The 19,745-nt window shown below is 41.1% G+C and carries 24 protein-coding genes; 9 read left to right on the top strand and 15 right to left on the bottom strand.

The features are described 5' to 3' along the window. Nucleotides 1-24: 24 nt before the first annotated feature. The 5 genes from NAQ_RS02140 to NAQ_RS02120 form a co-directional block, all read right to left on the bottom strand. Nucleotides 25-414: a response regulator gene (locus NAQ_RS02140; RefSeq protein ID WP_162858580.1), complete on the bottom strand. Its 390-nt coding sequence runs from the start codon at nt 412-414 to the stop codon at nt 25-27. 61 nt (nt 415-475) lie between these two features. After that, nucleotides 476-2,356: a threonine--tRNA ligase gene (locus NAQ_RS02135; RefSeq protein WP_100182030.1), complete on the bottom strand. Its 1,881-nt coding sequence runs from the start codon at nt 2,354-2,356 to the stop codon at nt 476-478. 60 nt (nt 2,357-2,416) lie between these two features. Next, the gene (locus NAQ_RS02130; RefSeq protein ID WP_100182029.1) at nt 2,417-2,842 is read right to left on the bottom strand and encodes a universal stress protein; all 426 of its coding nucleotides are present in this window, start codon (nt 2,840-2,842) and stop codon (nt 2,417-2,419) included. A 58-nt stretch (nt 2,843-2,900) separates the two neighbouring features. Continuing rightward, nucleotides 2,901-3,233, bottom strand: coding sequence for a hypothetical protein (locus tag NAQ_RS02125; RefSeq protein WP_100182028.1), 333 nt, complete (start codon nt 3,231-3,233; stop codon nt 2,901-2,903). Nucleotides 3,234-3,337: 104 nt separating this feature from the next. After that, entirely contained in the window at nt 3,338-3,550 is a 213-nt protein-coding gene (locus NAQ_RS02120) for a hypothetical protein (protein ID WP_100182027.1), read from the bottom strand. Nucleotides 3,551-3,649: 99 nt separating this feature from the next. On the opposite strand from NAQ_RS02120, the gene NAQ_RS02115 reads away from it, so the two are divergent. Both NAQ_RS02115 and NAQ_RS02110 read left to right on the top strand, forming a co-directional pair. Beyond that, entirely contained in the window at nt 3,650-4,495 is an 846-nt protein-coding gene (locus NAQ_RS02115; RefSeq protein WP_100182026.1) for a CBS domain-containing protein, read from the top strand. Then, entirely contained in the window at nt 4,492-4,872 is a 381-nt protein-coding gene (locus NAQ_RS02110) for a response regulator (RefSeq protein ID WP_100182025.1), read from the top strand. The genes NAQ_RS02115 and NAQ_RS02110 overlap by 4 nt, the downstream gene beginning before the upstream one ends. On the opposite strand, the gene NAQ_RS02105 is transcribed toward NAQ_RS02110, so the two are convergent. Then, nucleotides 4,869-5,225 (bottom strand): hypothetical protein, encoded by a 357-nt coding sequence (locus tag NAQ_RS02105; RefSeq protein WP_162858579.1) that lies wholly within the window; start codon nt 5,223-5,225, stop codon nt 4,869-4,871. The two genes, NAQ_RS02110 and NAQ_RS02105, sit on opposite strands and share 4 nt — an antisense overlap. 117 nt (nt 5,226-5,342) lie before the next feature. Here NAQ_RS02105 and NAQ_RS02100 point away from each other — a divergent pair, with 117 nt between their 5' ends. Next, nucleotides 5,343-5,666 (top strand): MarR family transcriptional regulator, encoded by a 324-nt coding sequence (locus NAQ_RS02100; RefSeq protein ID WP_100182023.1) that lies wholly within the window; start codon nt 5,343-5,345, stop codon nt 5,664-5,666. Here NAQ_RS02100 and NAQ_RS02095 read toward each other — a convergent pair. Then, entirely contained in the window at nt 5,658-6,038 is a 381-nt protein-coding gene (locus NAQ_RS02095) for a cyclophilin-like fold protein (RefSeq protein ID WP_245871669.1), read from the bottom strand. The genes NAQ_RS02100 and NAQ_RS02095 overlap by 9 nt on opposite strands. Before the next feature lie 53 nt (nt 6,039-6,091). Here NAQ_RS02095 and NAQ_RS02090 point away from each other — a divergent pair, with 53 nt between their 5' ends. Continuing rightward, nucleotides 6,092-6,592, top strand: coding sequence for a DNA-directed RNA polymerase subunit K (locus NAQ_RS02090; protein WP_245871667.1), 501 nt, complete (start codon nt 6,092-6,094; stop codon nt 6,590-6,592). Nucleotides 6,593-6,652: 60 nt separating this feature from the next. Then, nucleotides 6,653-6,940 carry a DNA-binding protein gene (locus tag NAQ_RS02085; protein WP_162858578.1) on the top strand — a complete coding sequence of 96 codons (288 nt, stop codon included), beginning with the start codon at nt 6,653-6,655 and terminating at the stop codon, nt 6,938-6,940. On the opposite strand, the gene NAQ_RS02080 is transcribed toward NAQ_RS02085, so the two are convergent. Next, a complete protein-coding gene (locus NAQ_RS02080) occupies nt 6,937-7,353 on the bottom strand; it encodes a transcriptional regulator (RefSeq protein ID WP_100182021.1) in 417 nt (138 codons plus the stop codon). The genes NAQ_RS02085 and NAQ_RS02080 overlap by 4 nt on opposite strands. Nucleotides 7,354-7,487: 134 nt before the next feature. On the opposite strand from NAQ_RS02080, the gene NAQ_RS02075 reads away from it, so the two are divergent. Further along, nucleotides 7,488-8,417 (top strand): asparagine synthase C-terminal domain-containing protein, encoded by a 930-nt coding sequence (locus NAQ_RS02075; RefSeq protein WP_100183396.1) that lies wholly within the window; start codon nt 7,488-7,490, stop codon nt 8,415-8,417. Here the strand turns inward: NAQ_RS02075 and NAQ_RS02070 are convergent, their stop codons facing one another. The 4 genes from NAQ_RS02070 to NAQ_RS02055 form a co-directional block, all read right to left on the bottom strand. Then, entirely contained in the window at nt 8,418-10,940 is a 2,523-nt protein-coding gene (locus tag NAQ_RS02070) for a hypothetical protein (protein ID WP_162858577.1), read from the bottom strand. A gap of 33 nt (nt 10,941-10,973) precedes the next feature. After that, nucleotides 10,974-11,579 (bottom strand): archaellin/type IV pilin N-terminal domain-containing protein, encoded by a 606-nt coding sequence (locus NAQ_RS02065; protein WP_100182019.1) that lies wholly within the window; start codon nt 11,577-11,579, stop codon nt 10,974-10,976. Nucleotides 11,580-11,647: 68 nt separating this feature from the next. Beyond that, nucleotides 11,648-15,217 carry a DNA polymerase domain-containing protein gene (locus NAQ_RS09995; RefSeq protein WP_162858576.1) on the bottom strand — a complete coding sequence of 1,190 codons (3,570 nt, stop codon included), beginning with the start codon at nt 15,215-15,217 and terminating at the stop codon, nt 11,648-11,650. A 6-nt stretch (nt 15,218-15,223) separates the two neighbouring features. Then, a complete protein-coding gene (locus NAQ_RS02055) occupies nt 15,224-15,745 on the bottom strand; it encodes a deoxycytidylate deaminase (protein ID WP_100182018.1) in 522 nt (173 codons plus the stop codon). A 119-nt stretch (nt 15,746-15,864) separates the two neighbouring features. Between NAQ_RS02055 and NAQ_RS02050 the strand changes: the two genes are divergently transcribed. Further along, the gene (locus NAQ_RS02050; RefSeq protein ID WP_100182017.1) at nt 15,865-17,367 is read left to right on the top strand and encodes a DEAD/DEAH box helicase; all 1,503 of its coding nucleotides are present in this window, start codon (nt 15,865-15,867) and stop codon (nt 17,365-17,367) included. Here NAQ_RS02050 and NAQ_RS02045 read toward each other — a convergent pair. The 3 genes from NAQ_RS02045 to NAQ_RS02035 are packed head-to-tail and all read right to left on the bottom strand — an operon-like array spanning nt 17,364 to nt 18,350. Next, nucleotides 17,364-17,642 (bottom strand): peptidylprolyl isomerase, encoded by a 279-nt coding sequence (locus NAQ_RS02045; protein WP_100182016.1) that lies wholly within the window; start codon nt 17,640-17,642, stop codon nt 17,364-17,366. The genes NAQ_RS02050 and NAQ_RS02045 overlap by 4 nt on opposite strands. Nucleotides 17,643-17,673: 31 nt before the next feature. Continuing rightward, nucleotides 17,674-18,069 carry a pyridoxamine 5'-phosphate oxidase family protein gene (locus tag NAQ_RS02040; RefSeq protein ID WP_100182015.1) on the bottom strand — a complete coding sequence of 132 codons (396 nt, stop codon included), beginning with the start codon at nt 18,067-18,069 and terminating at the stop codon, nt 17,674-17,676. Next, nucleotides 18,066-18,350 carry a hypothetical protein gene (locus NAQ_RS02035; protein ID WP_100182014.1) on the bottom strand — a complete coding sequence of 95 codons (285 nt, stop codon included), beginning with the start codon at nt 18,348-18,350 and terminating at the stop codon, nt 18,066-18,068. Before NAQ_RS02035 ends, NAQ_RS02040 begins: the two co-directional genes overlap by 4 nt. An 85-nt stretch (nt 18,351-18,435) precedes the next feature. On the opposite strand from NAQ_RS02035, the gene NAQ_RS02030 reads away from it, so the two are divergent. Both NAQ_RS02030 and NAQ_RS02025 read left to right on the top strand, forming a co-directional pair. Next, nucleotides 18,436-18,837, top strand: a complete 402-nt coding sequence (locus NAQ_RS02030) for a DUF2203 domain-containing protein (RefSeq protein WP_100183394.1) — start codon at nt 18,436-18,438, stop codon at nt 18,835-18,837. Further along, a complete protein-coding gene (locus NAQ_RS02025; protein ID WP_100182013.1) occupies nt 18,834-19,733 on the top strand; it encodes a prenyltransferase in 900 nt (299 codons plus the stop codon). Before NAQ_RS02030 ends, NAQ_RS02025 begins: the two co-directional genes overlap by 4 nt. Nucleotides 19,734-19,745: the final 12 nt, after the last annotated feature.

Genomic DNA, 19,745 nt, shown 5'->3' with positions numbered 1-19,745 from the left:
TTCAGAAAATCACTAGAAAATATACTATGCTATGACCTTGTGGCCGGACTCTTTGAATTGTCTTTCTACTTTTTTTACCAGACTGGCAGAGCTGAATGGCTTTTCGACAAAGTGGACTCTGTTGCCCCATTCAAGATCGGCAAGCTTTGATTCCAGCTCATCGCCGAAGCTGCTAATAAAACAAATGTTTTGGTTTTTGTTTTTGGCAAAGATTTCTTTGGCAGCCTCCAATCCGTTCATCTTTGGCATGCTATAGTCCAGAATAACCATGTCATATGATGTGGGTCTTGCGCAATATTCCGATAGGCATTCTTGCCCATCAAATGTGAGCCGGACTGTATGTCCCTTGGACTGGAATATCTCTTGGTACAATACTCCGTACGCAACACTGTCTTCGGCAACCAAGATGTTCACATTATGAAATTCACATCTAGCGTTAATTTAGTAACCTGTGTTCGATCCAAACAGACACGAATCAGACCATTATCTGCGGTCTTTTCGATAAGTACCTTGGCAGGTTTAGTTTTGTAAAGGGCTTGCCTTTGGTTTGATCTTTTATCTCAGAGACAAACTCCTCAAATGATAATTCCCTGACATTTCCTGTCTTTCTGTCACGTATGGACAGATTTGCCTTGCCGATTTCTTTTTCTCCTATTACCAATGTGTACTGGATCCATTCTGTTTCGGATTCGCGAATTCTCTTGCCAAGTGTCTCATTTCGGTCATCAATGTCGACGCGAATATCTGATGAGCTGAGCCTGTCTGCTAGGTCGTCGCAATATTTGACAAATTCATCCTTGAGTGGTATTATTCTGACCTGTGTTGGGGCAAGCCACAGTGGAAATTGCGCCTTTCTTCCCTCCTTTTGGTCCAGTGCGGCTTTTTCCAATAACGCATAGATTACTCGCTCTATTGCGCCGCTTGGCGAGTTGTGCAGTATTATGGGATGGTGTGGAGTGTTGGATTCATCAAAGTATCGAATTCCATAGCGAGCGCCGTTTTCCACATCTATCTGGTCAGTGGACAATGCAGAAGCCTTTCCCAAATTATCCACATAGTTGAATTCCCATTTTAGCACAAAATAGAAAAATCGCTCCTTCCACATCTCTACCAGCACTGGTTTTCCCATCTTTCTGACCAGCTCCTCAATGTAGGCCTTGTTCTCATTGTAAAATTCCTCCGTGAACCTGATTGCCATCTCATAATCAGAGTCGTCGATTCCTACTTCTTTGAGGACATTTCGAGACAGGTCAAATCGCTTTCGGAATTCCTCTATTGCCTGAGGAATGTCGGTACAGAATGCATGGCAGTCAGGCATAGTAAATGCTCGCAGTCTTCGCAGTCCAACCAGCTCCCCTGATTGCTCCCTTCTGAAGCTATACCGGGTAAGCTCGTACAGCTTCATCGGCATGTTCTTGTATGATATTTGAAAGTCGTTTGCCATTAGGAACTGGCCAAAGCATGCTGCAAATCTCAAAAAGAGTTGCTTGCCTTCCGTGTTGATATTGTATTGTCGTGCCGGGAAGCGGTTAAAGTAGCTCTCCATGCTTGGGTGGTGTGAATCATACATGATTGGCGTCTCTACTTCGAGGCCGCCATATTCCTTTACCTGGTCTGTGACGAATCGCTCCAGTAAGGACTTGATTAGTCGGCCGTTTGGATAAAACCTCATGTTGCCCGAGTCGGACGCCGGCTCGTAGTCAGCTATTGCCATTTTCTTCATAAGCTTGACGTGTGGTGGTGGCTCGTCTACTGCCCTTTTCTTGGCAGCCTCGTATTTTGCCAAGATTTCGAGTTTTTCATGTTTTGCAAAGTTAAACTTGTCAACCTCTGTCATGGTACCGTCTGGTGATAAAATATACCAAAATGATTTGATTTTAGATTCTGACTTTAGAGCCTCGGATGCCTGGCCCTCATCATCGTGTACATGTCCGTGATCATGAGGTGCAACATCCTTGGAAAACACCTTGGAGCTCTCTGCCAGTGGGTGTCCCTTTACCTTGACATTGTATGATTTTGTCCAGCCAAACGGGGCGTGCGACACTTCTAGATCAGATGCAAGAGACTCCATTTCCTTTAGTAATGATAGTGCAGTACTTGGTGCTGCCAAATTTGACGATAAATGTGCATATGGGTATAGCAGTAACTTTTTGCAGCCAACTTTGCCCATGCTGGTTTTTATTTCAGATATTGCCTTTTGCGCAATTTCGGAATCATCGCCGTTTTCTATTGCTACAAATACCACAACTACCTCTTCTAGTCTTTTTGGTTCTGGTGTGATTTCTTCTGCCGATTTTATCTCTTTTTTAGTAGGATTGTACTCTATACTGTCGCAGTGTAGCTGTAGTATTCGCATAATGTGAAGAACTCTGCGTTATTGAATTAAGTGTTACGACAAAAAAGAAAGTGTCGCGATCTATTTGACTATCATTACTGGTGCATCTGCTTTGTGCAAGACATGATTGGAAACGCTTCCAAGGAACATCTCTTTTCTTGCCCCTCTGCCGCGCGAGCCAATCACTACAAGATCATAGTCGCCGTCGTTTGCCATCTTTGTTATCTTTTCCGCAGGATTGCCCGAGTCTGTCTTTGGCTTGAAATTCACGCCAGACCTTGCCGCCAGGTTTGTTGCCTCTGCAATCACTCGTTCCGCAAAAGAGATTTCCTTTTTTCTCTGCTGCGGATTGAATCGTATTACCTCTTTTGGATGTATGTTCACAACATACAGCCCGGTTATTGTAGCACCCGTCGGTTGCGCAACAGTGATTGCGTGTCTGAGGCCGCGAAGCGAGTTATCAGAGCCATCCAGCGGCACCAGAATTTTTTGTATTTTGTCTGCCATTTATTGTACTATAATTTATTGATTAATAATAAAATCGACAATTATCAGAGATGAACATCTAGCTTTTGGATTGCAACGCAATCACAGAGCGAAGTATTATGCTGGATAATCCAAGATTATTCATCAAAAAACTTGCAGCACGGTTCAGTGCGTTTTCTCCCCTATACCCCTCATCGTAGATCATCTCCACATCCCCTTGATCCGTTTCCACAAGAGAGGTAATCAAGGAATAGTTGCCTAGTTTTGTGTCGTTTTTTTCGACAAATAGGCGCAGTGTGATTTTTTTTATCACAAATCCTTGTTCTTTGAAATTTCCCGACTCGACTAGCACAATTACGTCATCGGGATCTCGGTTTATTCTGTCTGGATTTGTCATGTCGATGATTTTCATTGTATCATACACATCACAATAATCATTATAACATTATTGAAATCAGAATCCAGTTGCACATCACAAAGACAGAATAAACAAAAAACAGTTCAAAATTAAAAATACTAGAATCTATCGAATCTAGCTCGCTCCAGGTCGCGGTCGTCTTTGGTTTCTTTTTTCCATTCCTTATAGTGCTCCTTGCACAGGATTGCCTTTTTTGCAGACGTGTTGAGTCGCAGTCCAGCGTTTTCCACCTTGGATGAGTTCAAAGAGCGAGCCCCATCGTTGGAGCATCCATCAACATTGCACTTTGCGCCTTTGGATACAATTCCCATGGGTTTTCTGCGGACTTATATTATTTATAGTTGGACTTGATGTTTGTTTGAAACAAACTAACTGGGAGATAAAATTTCCAAATTGCCCAATTAGAATAGATGTTACGCGCAGAGCAGGAGGACACCATATCGGAGATAAAAAGCACTGATGTCATCATGGTTCAGGAAAACCAGACCATGCAGGACGCAATATTTCACATGGTCGCAAACAAGATAAGCAAGATCTTTGTAAATAATGGCCAAAAGCCGGTAGGCGTAATTAGCGACAAGGACATTATTCGATTTTTGTACATTGACAGGAGTAAAAGAAAACTAGATGAGATCTATGCATCGGAAATAATGAACCAGATTTGCTTTGTCGTGGATACAATGACATGCAAGCAGGCAGCACAGATGATGATGATAAACAAGATAAGCTCACTTGGAATTGGCTCCAAGGACAGGCTCGAAGGAATTGTGACTAAAAGCGATTTGATCAATTATTTTGTCGCCACAGATCCGGGCACATCCAAGGTCTCTGATTACATGACGGTGAGCTTTTTTGCAGCGCCGCACCACTCTAAAATTCACGAGATTCTCAAAAAGATGATCACCTGTGATATATCCAGAGTTGTAGTCACAGACAACAACAATCCGCTTGGAATCATAACAAATGGCGACATTTTCAGGACAAGCTTAGCGACGGACAAGCTCAGCATAGTCCACGATTCCAACTATTCCGACGATGACGGATTATGGTCAGAGTCAGGGTTTGTCGGTGCGCAGATAACTGGTGAAATAATGACTGAGGGGCTAATCACAATACCCTCAAACTACACAATGCGCGATGCCGCAAAACTGCTCCTAGATGAGAAAATCGACTCTATAGGAGTACAAAAGGACGGAGAAATGATTGGAATCCTCAACAAATCAAACGTGTTACATGCACTGGCGGATCTAAAATGAGCGAAGATTACGAGCCATCAATTATGATAGTGGATGATTCCCCATTTACAAGGCGAGCCATTAGAACCATAGTTGAGCAAAATCATCTTTCCAACAAAATCATAGAAGCAGGAGACGGAATAGAGGCAGTAATAAAATACAAAGAATTCCATCCAACCCTGGTTACAATGGATATTTTGATGCCAAAGGCAGACGGAATCCAGGCTTTGCGCGCAATAAAAAAGCTAGACCCAAACGCCAAAGTAGTAATGGTCTCATCCACTGGAAAAATCCACATTGTACAGGACGCGATGCGAGCAGGTGCAATTGATTATATCCTAAAACCGTTTGATTCATCACAGATGGCAATCGCACTAAGCAAGCACGGAAGAATTTAATTTTCAGACTTTCCTTCAAGGCTGCGCATCTGAGATTCGTAGGTTTTTTGCAGCTTTTTGAGCTCTTCTATTTTGATCTTTTGCTTGTCCAGATGGTCATTGACCTGTTTTATGTATTGGCTTGTCTCCTCTGCTACATTGCACAGATCGGTAATCTTTTCATTGACCACATCCTCAAACGTACTTGGATGAGATTCCATATCCTTGAGATAGATTATTCTCTTTGGCTTTAGTGTCTCGTCAAATTCTGGAATGGCAGGCCCCTTTTCCGTAACATGCTTTGGGGAATCATCATAACTTGCAAGTCGCTTAAAATGCTCCTTGGTATTACGGTTGATGTACCTTCTGGCCATTATAATTTGACTTGTTATACTATTGTATAGTAAGACTAGTGTGTTTTTTTCGTACGGATAATATTTTTGCAATCATGTGCTCTATCGTTTATAAATGGAGTATTTTGCACAAGACACATGGGCGGAGCAAAGAAAAAGGGAGCAGCAGCCATGGAAAAATCGCAAGATGACTCCAAGGCAAAAGATGCTGGAGGCAAAAAAGACAAGAAAGACAAAAAGGGAGAAAAGACAGAAAGAAAAGCCGAAATCACAGTTATTCTAGCCGAAGACCAAGCACTCAAGCTCATAAAATCAAACAATTATCTTACCATCCAAGAACTAGCAAAGCAGACAGGAGTCAAGATCTCTGCTGCAAACGCATGCCTTGTCGGCTTGCTCAAAAAGGGAGCAGTAAAGCGAGCAGGCGGATTTTCAGGGCACTGGATTTACCAGTCAGCCTAGATACAGCGAAATCACATCGCCAGACGTTACATCTTTTAGCGCATCAACATTTGTGAGAATTTTCCCAATTGGCGTTAGTGGCTTTGATGTGACAACATCGGACACAAACAAACAGATGCTAGAGCCCGCAGGAGTAAAAGCAATGTCGCCTTTTTTGAATTCCTTTTTCTGTCGCTCTATTCCAGAATTTACCTTTGTTTCAAAATAGACAATGTTTTGGCCCATAAAGTGCGCATTGCCATCAAGCGGCAGGGATCTCATGATTATTCCAACTGTTTTTGGGGAGAGGTGTCTTTTCAGCTCGCAGTCTAGCTTTGATTTGCCCCTGATCTCCAGAATCATCCTAGTTGTCGATACTGTACCTGCGCTCAATACACCAGATTGCGCGAATTGGAATATATAACCGCATTAGAGAGTTTTTTCACTTGTCGGATCCTGAAGAAGTTGAGATTGAAGCTCCAGAAGAAATAGAGGAAGAACCTGAATTTGTCAGACCAGCTGGCGAAGAGATGGCAGAAGACACCACGATGGAGGATGCCATCAACGCATACAAGAAGATTTTCGAGACCAAAGAGCTAACAGACGACGAGCGAGCAGAACTGGACAAAAAAATCAAGGCAATGGAAACTCGCGAAATCATCGACATAGACCCAGTCCACGAAATAACAGAAATCCCGCTTGCAGGCAAAGGCAAGATAGCAATAGGACCACCAAACCTGACCAGATTTGAAAAGGCGAGAATTTTGGGCGCACGCGCATTACAATTATCACAGGGAGCACCGCCATTCATCGAGATTCCAGCAGACGCCAGAACCTCACTAGACATTGCACTAAAAGAGCTTGACGATTACGCAATACCAATTGTCATTAAAAGAAGATTGCCAAACGGGGATTACCAAAACATCCCAATTGATTATTTTAACTAGTGGATGAATCGTCGACAAAACTTAATAGAATTAATTTTTGGGAGAGACTGAATGATTAGTATGGAAGAAACAAAACAGATCGCCCAACATCCTCCATACACGTATTTTGTAAGAAACGATCCAATAATGCCATCCGCACTTGATGTATTTACTATCATAAATAAACATGGCAAGGCAGTCTTGCTTGCAAAAGGACTCAACATACCGGCCGCAGTTGCCATTGCAAATATCATAGTGGAAAAAATGCTTCATAATTCCTGCAAGCTGGACCACATCAAGCTGGACTCGGAAAGCGAGTTTGGCAAAAGGATGCTATCCACAATAGAAATTTCTATTTCAAAGACCTAGTATACAGAGCCTGGGCCCTTTAGCAGCATGTTTTCACATTCCTTGCAGATTGCCTCATCAATGTTTGATTCTAGTTTGTGGTGAATCTCGCAGATCAACAGACTAGATTTGATGTAATTGCAAAGGCTGATGAATTTTGCCAGGCTTGATGGCGTATATGCCATATCTGATGACAGTCTGTCGGAAAGCTCGTTTATCATCTCAGATACTTGCTTGTCAGAGACTAGTTTTTCGATTAGTTTTGGATCACCGCGCGTTCCACGGATGTAGTTGCTTATTGCCGCCTGTGTTACTCCAAGCATTTTTGATATTTCGTCTTCTCGAACTTTGTGGTCCTCGGCAAGCTTTTTTGCCAAGATTGCACGCAGTGCTGGAATCAGCGTCTTTGATTCTATTTCGGCAGGAAGTAACATTATGCAAAAGTCCTTGTTTAATCTATTTAAAGTTAACAATGAATTTTACAAAATTTCTAATCAAGAATTGTTGAATCAAAACTAGCTTCAGCTAATCGCAAAAACCTTAATTGATTTTTTTACACAACAACACAATGCAAAAGATTTTTGAGCTGTTATACAATGCAGCAAATTCCTGTACAGCAAAACACTTGGCACTGTCTGGTGGATTAGACAGCACAATTCTTGCATATCTGCTCAAGGAAAAAAAGCCAGACTGCCTTGTCATAATATCAAAGGATCACATTGCACATGATCTGACATATTCACAAATGGCGGCAAAGGAGTTCGGATTGCCGTTATCCACATACATGTACGATATCTTGCAGATCCTTGACGCAATAGAGCAGACAATTAAGATCCTAGGCAATTTCAACGACATTGAAATTCGAAACAATGTGGTGCCATACTTGGCAATATCTGAGGTAAAAAAACAGGGATTTGACAAAATAATAACAGGTGACGGTGCAGACGAGCTCTTTGCGGGATATAATTTTCTAATGTCAAAATCAGACGACGAATTAAAAAAAGACCTAGCAAGAATTGCAAAAATCATGCATTTTCCATCACAAAAAATAGGAAAGGCACTTGGAGTGACAGTCGAATCACCGTTTTGCCATCAGGATGTAGTGGAATTTGCAAGCGGTCTGTCACCAGGCGACCTAGTAGGGACGCATGATGACAAAAAATACGGCAAATTCATCCTAAGAAAGACCTTTGAAAATACAATTCCAAACAGCATAGTGTGGCGCCAAAAATCCCCCATGCAGGAAGGCGCCGGAACCCAAGGATTGACAGGATTCTTTGATTGGGCAATTCCAGATGACGTATTCTTTGAAAAGGCAAGAAAAATCAAGTCAAGCGACAACGTAACCATCAGAACCAAGGAATCCATGCATTACTATGAGATTTTCAAAAAATACCACACTCTAAAGCAGTCTCATGATAATTTTTGTCCAGACTGTCGTGGTATGATAGAGGAAAACTCTAGATTCTGCAGGATGTGCGGCAGATTCCCAATATAGCTATTCGTAGATTTCGTCTTCATCCTGTTGTTTCTTTGGCTTGCGCAAAAATGCAAAAACACCGCCGCCAATTGCAACAATTCCCCCTATTGCACCATAAATTATCCAAGGTGGAAGCTCTGTTCTGGTATCCTCTACTGTTCCGCTTACATCAAAGTCGATTTTCTTTGAATCCTCAGAGTATCCCTCCGCAGTGGCCAAGATCTCCAGTGATATCTTGGGCGCAGTCTTTGGATTGAATTGAATTGTTGCAGTTCCACTAGAATCAGTTGTTATGACATCCGGCATAATGGAAGAGTCTGTCGATATCACCTTGATCGTAGCGCCACTTACTGCACTTTGGGTTTCATCATCAACGTAGATTTTAAGCTCTGTCGGCGTCTCTAGCTGCACGGGTTCCTCAACGCTTCCAATGCTTATCTTGAGCTTTGTTGCTAGTGTCTTTACCTCAACATCATAATCATCACTTACAATTCCCTTTCCACTTGCCAAGATCATGGTGCTTCCAATTTTATCAGTAGTACCAAGCGGAAATTCCACAAAAGACTTGCCTGTTGGGATTATGACGTTTTCTGGCATCTGCAATATGCCTAGCTCTGTTGTGTCTAGCTTTACCCTAAGATCACTTTTGAGTACAGCAGGATTGTCATTAAAATCCACTACTTGAATTATGCCAGAGTATGACTCATCAGGATTCATTGTTTGGTGCGGTACAGCAAGTGTAAGCTTGGCAGTGGGCTCTTTTGTGAATGTGTTTTGTGCCTCCAGCCTAACATCTGCCGATTCTCCGATTGGCACTGTCTTGATTATCATAGTGCCTTCATCTTCAGACTGGATTGTGCTCCCTTGGAAATTTACGTGTGCAAATGTATTTGGTTTTTCTATTGCGACTATCTCATTAATTGGTGTTATCAGGTATCGGATCTGGTTTTCCACCTGAGTCGGCCTTCCCTTGGTATCAAGTGATATCACAAAGAAATCAAACCTGCCATTATTATCAAATAAGATAGAATTTGCACCTGTTGGTGAAAACAGCATTGTTTGTTCTTGTCGTAATGTGTTTATTGTCTCAGTTGTGGTGGTGGCAGATCCAATTCCCTTTATGGTGGACGATACAGAGACTTGGCCTGTCTCTTGGCCTGTCTGTATTATTGCGGTTCCATGGGATGATGCTGCAGTAATCAAACCGGCATCCAGTACTTTGAGCAAAAGCTCGTTGCTGGAAATGATGTTTATCTTTTGTTGGCTGCCAGTAGAACCATAGTTTTCATTTATTATCAACGGGAAAAAGACCCGTTCTTCCTCTTCTTCGGTTGTTATGGTTCCAGTCTCTTCATCGTCTTCCTTTTCTGCCAGCATTCCTATCTGGTATACCACGACAGCTTGCGATTTGGTCGGGATTTGGCCTAGTGTAAATATTGCCATGGTCTTGTTTTCTGCCACAGGATTGGTGGTGGTAATTGGCTTTACTGTATCAAATGTGTCTGTAGCTACGCCCAAGCCCTTAGTAGAGGCGCCAATTGTTATGGTTTGATTTTCTTTGAAAAAATCAAGACTAGGACTAAAGTGATAACTAAATTCGCCTTTTCTTATGAGGCCATCAAGGCTTTGCTCTTTGATTTTTTTGTCCAGCTGATTATCCACCGATATATCATCTGAGAAGAATTCCAACTTGATGTCTTGTTGTGCAAGCGTCGGTAAGCCATCAGAATCAATGAGGCTTACAATGATTTCAATATCACGTGTTAACGTTGCCGGGATTTGCTCTGGGAAGATATTTACTGCAAGTGATGCCGGTGCAGACGATGAAATCTTGATTTCTTTTGCCTCGTCGGCACCTAGCTTGTCCGATGATGCTCGAACAAACGCGTTACCTACTTTGTCTTTTGTAGTTATTGTGCCCCAAACATAGCTATTTCCTTTTTTGATGATTAGATCATGTGATTCAACAGTCACCAGGCTGTCTTCATATTCTATTGATACTGGTATGTCAAATGGCGCCTGTGCTACAACGCCTTCGGAATTTTCCAGATATAGCGAAAATGGCATCTGCGAGTTTACATTCATCTCAGATGTTGGCAAATTAATCACCAAATGCAAGTCATTTGTAATGTCAACATCTCTGTCGCCGACAAATACTGTATCAAACACGGTCTGATCACCATACGAGGCAAAGATCTTTGCCTGTCCTTTGATTCCAGTACTAGATAGATCAAAAACAGCATGCTCAGAGTTTGCTGGAATTGTAATTGTCTGTGGAATTGAGATTATTTGAGAATTGTCAGATTCCAAGTTTATCACAATATCATTAGGAAGTGCGATTGGATTTCCCAATTTGTTTTCAAGCCAAACATGGCCTATTTTGTGCACATCTTGTGTTTGTTCTATGCTTGATGGGCTTATGTCAATTCTTAAAATTAGATTAGAGTTTTCTTGCTGTGCGGAAACCATGACAAGGTTTCCAGACAACATGATGAACATTATTGATAAAATCAAAAAGGCTTTTTCAGAGGTTTTTATCATTTTTTGTGCCTCCATAAAAAGAAAAAGAGAGGATTAACCACTCTGTTGTCCTATCACAACGGTGCCTACGAATACGGCTCCGTTGGTAGTGGTAATCTTGAATTGTGTGTCTCGTCCTGACTTCATGTCTTCGCTAAGTGCTACAACTACACTGAGTGTTTGCCCAGGTAGAACTTCTGCAACGGGATTGTTTATGATACCGTCACCGGCACCGCTTCCCGCAATGGTATATTGTCCTGCAGTTAAAGCTCCTAGTGTTGCTGGATTGGTAGTATACGTGTATGTCTGGCCTCCAAATCTTAATTCACCTATAGTGATAGATTGGACAGAATCATTTTTGACATAGACTGCTATCTCTTCGTCTACTTCTTTTAGTGCATCAGCATCTCCTCCTGCAGTTGTAAATGCAACGCCATTTTGATTGACAATTGTTGGGATTGCTCTTGCATCATAACCAAGAATCTTGACTGCCTCAATTGTTGGTCTTCCGCTCAGCTGTGATGAGCTAAAGAAGTTTTGCGAGTACGCAAAGACGATTGCTCCGCCTACCACTGCTATTGCAACTAGCAACAGCGTAGCAATGACTGGGGCTACTCCTCTGCGTGAATGAAGTCGTCGGTTCTTGACGTATGTATTCATTGTATGGTATTCATGCTGGCGTGCTGTTAAGGCAAGTGTTGTGCGGAAATCACAGCAGCTAGATATATCTAATTCCAGAAAAATTGGTCCAGGCCAGTTTGTTTTGGTTTGCCAACCATGCTGTCAAAATCCAAATCCATCGATGATGTGATTTGATCCAATGTGGATTCCATGAATTCCATATATTTTTCAGAATCAATCTCGTCAGGGCGCGCCATTTCTACGGGTTTTACGCCTGGTTTGTTAAGTATTTTCACATAGGATATGATATCACCACGCTTTATCTCACGTTGCTGTTCTAGCAGTTTGGCTGCTCGAATGTGCTGCGGGATGGTTTTGTCGTATTCTGATGGAGCTTTGCTTATCATGACATTGAATGCAAGTTCTGGAATTGGAATCTTTCTTTCCTTAACCTTGGTTGCACATGTTGAGATTTTTTGGCTGATCTCTTTTTTTGCCGCCTCGAAATCTTGGGCAGTCTGTACCTTTGACAGTATGCTCAATATTTCGGTAAATAAATTTCTGATAAATGGCGGCGTATGGGATTTTTTGCCAGTCAGTCCCTTGACATCCACTTTGCCATCTTTTGTTACTCCAAGATAGTTTTTCTTTCTGTTACTTAACACAACGTATCGATATTCCTTGTCGATTTCAAGATCAACACCATATTCTTTCTTGATGTATTCAATTACTTTTTGAATTTGCTCACGTGTTGGGTTTTTATTGAAAATACTGTCTGTGTCTCCGTACAAAACTTCTATTCCAACTGTTTTACATTCTTTAATTGTCTCTACAATTATGTATCTGCCGACTGCAGTTGTAGCTTCAGCTGCTGGAAGAAAATACAATGGAAAAATCTCTGCACCCATGACCCCATAGCTTGCATTGAGAATTACCTTAAGTGCTTGACTGACTACTGTGTATTGTTCTTTTTGTTCTAACGTCTTTGCATTTTTTGCTAAATTTTTATAATAATTCACGCGAAGATCACGAAGAGAACCAATCAACATAGATGTCAGTCCATTTCGTTTTGTGCATGCCCAGTGATTTGTATCTGGTATGATATTTTTTTTACATTCGTCGTGAACACATCTGACGGTTTCGTATGAAATATTTCTAACCTTGATTATGCTTGGGTACAGTGAATTTCCGGTCACTATGACCCTGCCGTTTCGTCTAATGATTAATGTTGTATTTTTTGTACTAGCACACCATATTTTTCCATCATATTGTTTTGTGGTGATGTGGTGGTGTTGTTTTGATACTACAAACGAGGATTTTTTTTGTCTAAATCCAGACAACACACATAAGTAATAACGAGTCTTTTTTCCGAATCCATTACTGATTCTTTTGTTTATTGAACAATTGTATCCACATTTTAATGCCAACAGTTGAAAACTATCGGCAAGGTTTTTGTTAATTGTGGAGTATGTTTTATCTCCCTCTTTAGTTGTACTTCCATCAGAATCCATTAGTCCTTTTAGCAAACATTGTAGGTATTTGATTGAATAATCGAGGTATTCGACTGGTATGTGACGATCTTTACTGTGTGTTTTTCCATCTAAAAGATCACGTAATGATTCAACAAGACGCGAATTGTGTATGGATATGGTGATACTGTGTTTTTTTGCAATTATGGTTTTTTTTGGTATAAAACCTAGCTTTGTAATTATGCTGCAGAGATTGTTTATTTTATCTCGATTTTTTATGTTTTCATATATGTGAATAGATCTGTTGCTTAGGTATCCATCACCTAGAAATCTACCAAGAAATTCAAACCATAATTTGGTCTCAAAAACAAAATTACTGATTTTTATTTTTTCTCCTTCTTTTCCTACCCATTCGCCAAAACATGGTAATGCGATGTGATATCTGTTGATTTTTTGTATTTCTTCAACCTGTAGTTTTTTATTCCATTTCCATTTATTGCCACCGACCTTTGCATTGTAGATGACTCTGTGGTTGGGTGTAAAAACAAAATCTAATTTTCTTGGTGTTTTTATTCTGAATATCTTACCTTTGTAATTATACCTAAATACGTCTTTTATGGGGTCATTTTCTACAATATTCGTCCTTAAATTGACAGATAATGCAATGTCTCCTTTCTTTAATGTGTTGTATGTTTTCCATCCATCAACTGTCAATATCTCGGTTTTGTCATCAAAGCAAGCAAAGTCCATTACTGTGACATTAAAGTGAATCCCCTCAACAGGATCTATTACTAGTCCTCCACGATATTTTTTGTCCTTGATTACTGCATCATTCATTACTCCCTGAGACTTTGCGTCCAGTTCTTCGCGCCTTGGAATTAGCGCATTTCGCTGTCTGTGCTCATAATATAGCAGACTTCGAATCCACTGTGATACTCCCATTCTTGCAATATCGTCAATTGGCATTCTTGCAATTCTTGATATTACAACAAGAAGGTTCATCAGCAGATCATTGTTAAAGCTTGTAAGCTTGTATGTAATGCGAGAATCATTGTAACAATAGCTGGCAAGCTGGTAGTTTGTCAGCTGGTCCAGATCTACCCCATAGTCAAGCTTTGACTCACCGAGTAATGCCATAGATACACTGTTTAGTGAAAAATCAGTATACTTGTGAGAGAATGCATAGATCTGAAATGATCTATTCGACATTGTCCTATACAAGTCAATGTGAACTCCATGCTTTAGTGTGGCAGAATCTCGCATCATGTATAGTGGGTTGTCGGAATTTTTGATGCCAAGCCTTTCTGCCCTGTTGTACAAATATGGCATGTCAAATTCATCACCGTTGTACGTTATGACAAAGGGATATTCTGCAATTATTCTAAACGTGTCCTCTATCATTTTCTTTTCGTTATTTTGTGCGTAAAATGTCGCTTTGACTCCTTCTGGAAGCTCGTTTTTACCATCAGTTGAGCCATCCTTGCGTAACACAAAGATCTGTCGTAGTCCGTCCGTTCCTTCAAATCCAACTGCAGTGATTCTCTTTTCAGCTATCTTTGGGTCTGGTATTCTTCCAATTTCAGATTCTACTTCAATATCTATGCTGAGTCGTTTTATTTTTGGAATTGGTTGGTTGAGTAGCTCTGCCCACTGGGAAATATATTCCTGAAACTCCTTTGTGTTTACAATTCCCTTTGCAGTGTTTACATCCAATAGTAGGCTCTTCATTGCAAGTGCAACATCTTCTGTTACCTCAAAGTCATGAGGGAGTATTTTGCCGTCTTTGATCTCGTAGAATCTTCCTACAATTAGTCCTCGATCATACAGATAGTTTTCGTAATATTTGATGTCAGACTCCCATGTTTCTATGATGTTTCGAATGCTCTTGTCTGTCTGGGTTCCGCCAATTGCCAGAGGATCAGTCACTATGATTTTTGATACTTCGGATTCTTTGTCCTTGAGAAAGTCTTTTCTTTTGACAGACTCTATCTTTATGATGTCTTTTCTGTTGTTAAGAAACGATAGCTCCTCTGGATGTAATTTAGAGTAACAATATGGTTTATGGCCAATTTCATCTGCCCATAAAATCACTTTTTGTGATTGCGGATCATAGAATTTCAGAATTGCTGCTTGTTTTTGGTTGTCATATGTTGCTGAAACCAAAAGTGATGGGCCAAGTGTTTTTAGTGTCTGTTCTTGTACTTGCATTATCCATTACCGCTTTGGCTCATCTAGTAATGTGGATGCCCAGCGTTGAACCTTTTTTTTGTCCAATCTTATGATTTCAATTCCTGCATCATTCATTAGGTCATAATCCGTTTCCGGGTATGTATCCAAGCACACTATTCTTTTTACACCTATGGTGATTGCCATCTTGGAGCATTCCAGGCACGGAACAAACGTCGTGTATAGCGTAGCGTCCTTGGTTCCTGCCTCTATTCCCATTATGGCACAGTGCATTATCGCATTTGCCTCTGCATGGTTACACAGACATCTATCAAGTGATGCGCCGGATTCGATTTTGCCTTCCATCCTAAGCTGGCACCGCTTGCATCCTCCCTCAAAACAATTCTTTACGCCTGGCGGCGTTCCGTTGTATCCTGTTGCGATTTGGCGATTATTTCTAACAATTACTGCTCCAACTTGGCGCGTCATGCAGTTGGATCGAAGCTTGGCAAGCTCTGCCTGTAGCATAAAGTATTCATCCCAGCTAGGGCGCTCAAAGCTTGCACACATGAATCATGGTGCGATAATTCAATATTTAGGTCGATCCATTGTTTCATTCAGAATTAACCTCTGGATTGCATTTAGTGACTCGAAACTATAAAATTCAAAGATCGCAAAATCATTGTTGTTTGACAGAATACATTACTCATAAATTCATCAAGCCAAACCAAGTCGAGTCCCGCGAATACCAGGTCTCACTGGCAAATCAGGCAAAATCTGAGAACTGTTTGATCGTATTGCCCACAGGCCTTGGCAAGACCACGGTGGCATTACAAGTAATAGCAGAATACTTGTCTCGTGGTACTGGCGGAGTTTTGTTTTTGGCACCAACTCGTGTCTTGACAAACCAGCATTATGAATTTCTAAAAAATAATTTGAATCTGGATGATATTGGATTGTTGACAGGCGAAGACACGCTAGCAAAACGAAAGAAATCCTGGGCAAACTCTGTCATTTGCGCCACGCCAGAAATTACAAAAAATGATCTAGACAGAGGAATAGTATCAGTAGACCAGTTTTCTTTGGTGATATTTGATGAGGCGCACCGCACCATAGGTGACTATGCGTATTCTGGCATAGCGCAAAGATTTGCAGGCAAAAACGTGCGCATTATGGGCATGACTGCCACTCTCCCTGCTGAAAAAGACAAGGCAACGGAAATCATCACAACGTTGCGTATTGCAAATGTTGCACAAAAAACAGAAGACAGCCCTGATGTTGCGCCACACATACAGAAAACAAACACAAACTGGGTCAAAGTTGACCTACCTCAAGAAATGAAAGAAGTCCAATTCTACCTGAGAAAAGCTTTGGAAGTGCGACACCATGAATTAACAAAATGCGGATTGCGGTTGTCTGCCAATGTTTCACTGTCGCAATTATTGCGAGCCAGGGATTTTGTGATACGGCAAAACAGGCGGGCGGCAAAACCGCTGTTTACTGCAATACGACTGCACTATGCCCTGAACATTTTGGAATCTCATGGAGTGACGTCATTTTTGAGATTCTGTGATAGAACACGAGAAAAGAAGGGAGTAGGAATAAAGGATCTGTTTGAGAATGATTCTAATTTTATTCGTGCACTGGCATATGCCAAAGATGCACAGAAAAAAGGAATAGAGCATAGCAAAATTGTCAAGCTTGCCGAAATCATCAAAGGGTTGTCAGGCCGCGCAATCGTGTTTACAAGCTACCGGGATTCTGTTGAGATCATACACGACAAGCTGGTGAATCTTGGAGTGTCTGCCGGATTTTTGATTGGCAAGGCAGGTGAGACAGGCCTCAAACAAAAACAACAGGTAGAAACGGTGCAAAAATTCCGAGACGGAAAATATCAGGTATTGATTGCAACTCGTGTGGGTGAAGAAGGCCTTGACATTTCAGAGGTAAATGATGTCATTTTCTTTGACAATGTTCCAAGCTCTATCAGATTTGTGCAGAGAAAGGGTCGAACCGGAAGAAAATCTGCTGGAAACCTGACAGTGCTAATTGCCAAGGGAACAATAGATGAGGCATATTACTGGGTTGGGCAGCGAAAGATGAAGTCCGCTCAAACCATGGGCGAGAGACTCACAAAAGACCTACAAAAGCAGTCAGAAAATACACCGGCAGGCCTTGACGCGTACTTTTAGGCAAATCGCTTGATTATGTGATAGCCAAACTCTGTCTTTACAGGCTCTGATACTTGGCCTACTGTCAATGCAAATGCAGTCGCCTCAAATGGCTTGACCATTCTTCCGCGCCCAAAGTAACCAAGATCCCCCCCGCGTTTTCCACATCCAGTATCTAGCGAGAGTTCTTTTGCCAGGTCTGCAAATTTTTCTCCTTTTTTTAGTCGTTCTAGTACGGCAAGTGCCTGACTTTGTTTTTCAACCAAAATGTGTGAGCATTTTATCTTGTCTGCCATGATACAAGTTTGTAATCGGGATTGAAAAATCTTATGATAATCCCCAAGAAGTCTTGGTTGTTGGGATTAGCTTCAAAAACGGAGCCTCGTCTTCTTTCCACGGATCACGTCGAACCCACTCAAATTTTTCAAAAAATTTTTCATATATTTTTTTAAATTCAGGACCATGTTCTATGATTTTGATTTTTCCTTGTGCCAGAACTGCCTTGTGTCCTCCTGGCTTGTAAACATCAATTGATATTGCTGCCTTTGGGTTTTTTGCTACATTCTTGTATGTTCGGGTTTTGTAATCGGTTGCAAGATAAAATGAATCATCATGGAAAATAAACGACACTGGCTTGACGTGAGGAATTGTGCCGTTTACGGTTGCAAATCTTGCCTCCTCGATTGCGTGTAGGAATTTTTTTTCTTTGGGTGAAAAATTCAACTATAGATCCTCTCGCGGATTTGTGGAATTTTAGAATAAACAATGTCGCGCACCTTGATTTGGTCTTCTTCTGATGGCATTCCGTTTCTCATGGCAGCAATAGCCGTGCTTGCCATTCCTAGCGACATGCCCATTATCACTCCAAATACAAATTCACGTACATTTTCTACGTGTAGTTCTGCCTTGTTTTGCTCTATTTCCTGCATGTAGACTGGTATTGCAGAAAGGGTTCCATCCAAGGTTTGATTGATCAGCTCTTCTAGTTGTTGCTCTTCGCTCACGTCATTTGTGGGAATGTGATTGGTAATAAATTTGCAGAGAAATCCACAACAATCCTTTTAATGACGATATTTTGCATTGGAAATGTTGCCCACCTATTTTACGATTCAAGAAGCAAATGCAGCATTGCCCAATGTAATTCAAAAATTCAAAGCGCTACAAAGACAGCGAGCCGAAGTGCAAAAAATAGAAGCTCAACTAAACTCGCAAATGGGCATGTCATTTAATCTAGGAGACTATGCCACACTAAAAAAACAGCTAAACTCGGCAGTCACAAAATTCTATGTTGCAGTAGAAGAGCTTGAAAACTCTGGAGTGATACTAAAAAGCATAGAAGAGGGGCTGCTTGACTTTCCATCAAAAAGATTTGATGAGGATGTTTGGCTGTGCTGGAAAGAAGGTGAAACTGAGATAAAATTTTGGCATGAGAAAGACGTTGGCTTTATGGGGCGAAAACCATTAAGCGTAAGCGACGAATCTCTTGTATGAGCATTTCAGTTTGGTTCCGCGTAATTAGAATAAAGTTTCTTTTAGCATCGGTAATTGCAGTATCACTTGGTCTTGCGTTATCATATTGGCAGACAAAATCGATAGATGCAATATCGGCCGCAATCACAATGGGGGGCGTTGTGTTGTTGCATGCAAGCGTTGATCTTCTAAACGATTATTCAGATTACAAGCGAGGAATCGATGCAATAACAAAGCGAACCAAGTTCTCCGGAGGAACTGGGGTGCTTCCAGAAGGCTTGCTAAAGCCTTCCACGGTGTATTATGCAGGCATAATTTGCCTTGTTTTGGGCTCATTTGCAGGCGCGTATTTCGTCATTGTTCATGGCTGGATTATTGCTGCAATTCTTGGATTTGCAATTGTGTCCATCTATTTTTACTCGACAAAAATAGTGGATTCAGGCCTTGGCGAAATCTTTGTTGGCATTAAAGGAACCATGATTGTACTTGGCACGATGTTTATCCAAACAGAGCAAATCTTACCTGCAAACATTTTGGCAGGAATTGTTGCAGGGGCATTATCTTCGTTTGTCTTGTTTATCACATCATTTCCAGATCATGATGCAGACAAACAAAAAGGAAGAAAGACGTTAGTTATCGTACTTGGCAAATCGCGTGCAGCGAATCTGTATTTGGTTTTCCCGTGTGTAGCATATGGCCTAATCACATTTGGAATCATCTTTGATCTGTTGCCAATATACAGCGCAATGGTGTTTACTACCATCCCATTGACAATACAATCTAGCAAAAAAATCAAAAAATCAATTGACAGTTTAGAGGAATTTGTTCTTACGATGAAGGCAACGATTTTGTTCTCTAGAATTACCGGAGCATTGTTTGTAATTAGCATAATAATTGCCATAGTAACCAACAGTTAAATCAAACAAATT

The sequence above is a fragment of the Candidatus Nitrosotenuis aquarius genome, assembly GCF_002787055.1.
Taxonomy (GTDB): Archaea; Thermoproteota; Nitrososphaeria; order Nitrososphaerales; family Nitrosopumilaceae; genus Nitrosotenuis; species Nitrosotenuis aquarius.
Note: the sequence above shows the minus strand (reverse complement) of the source record. Positions and strands in the feature narration are given on the sequence as shown.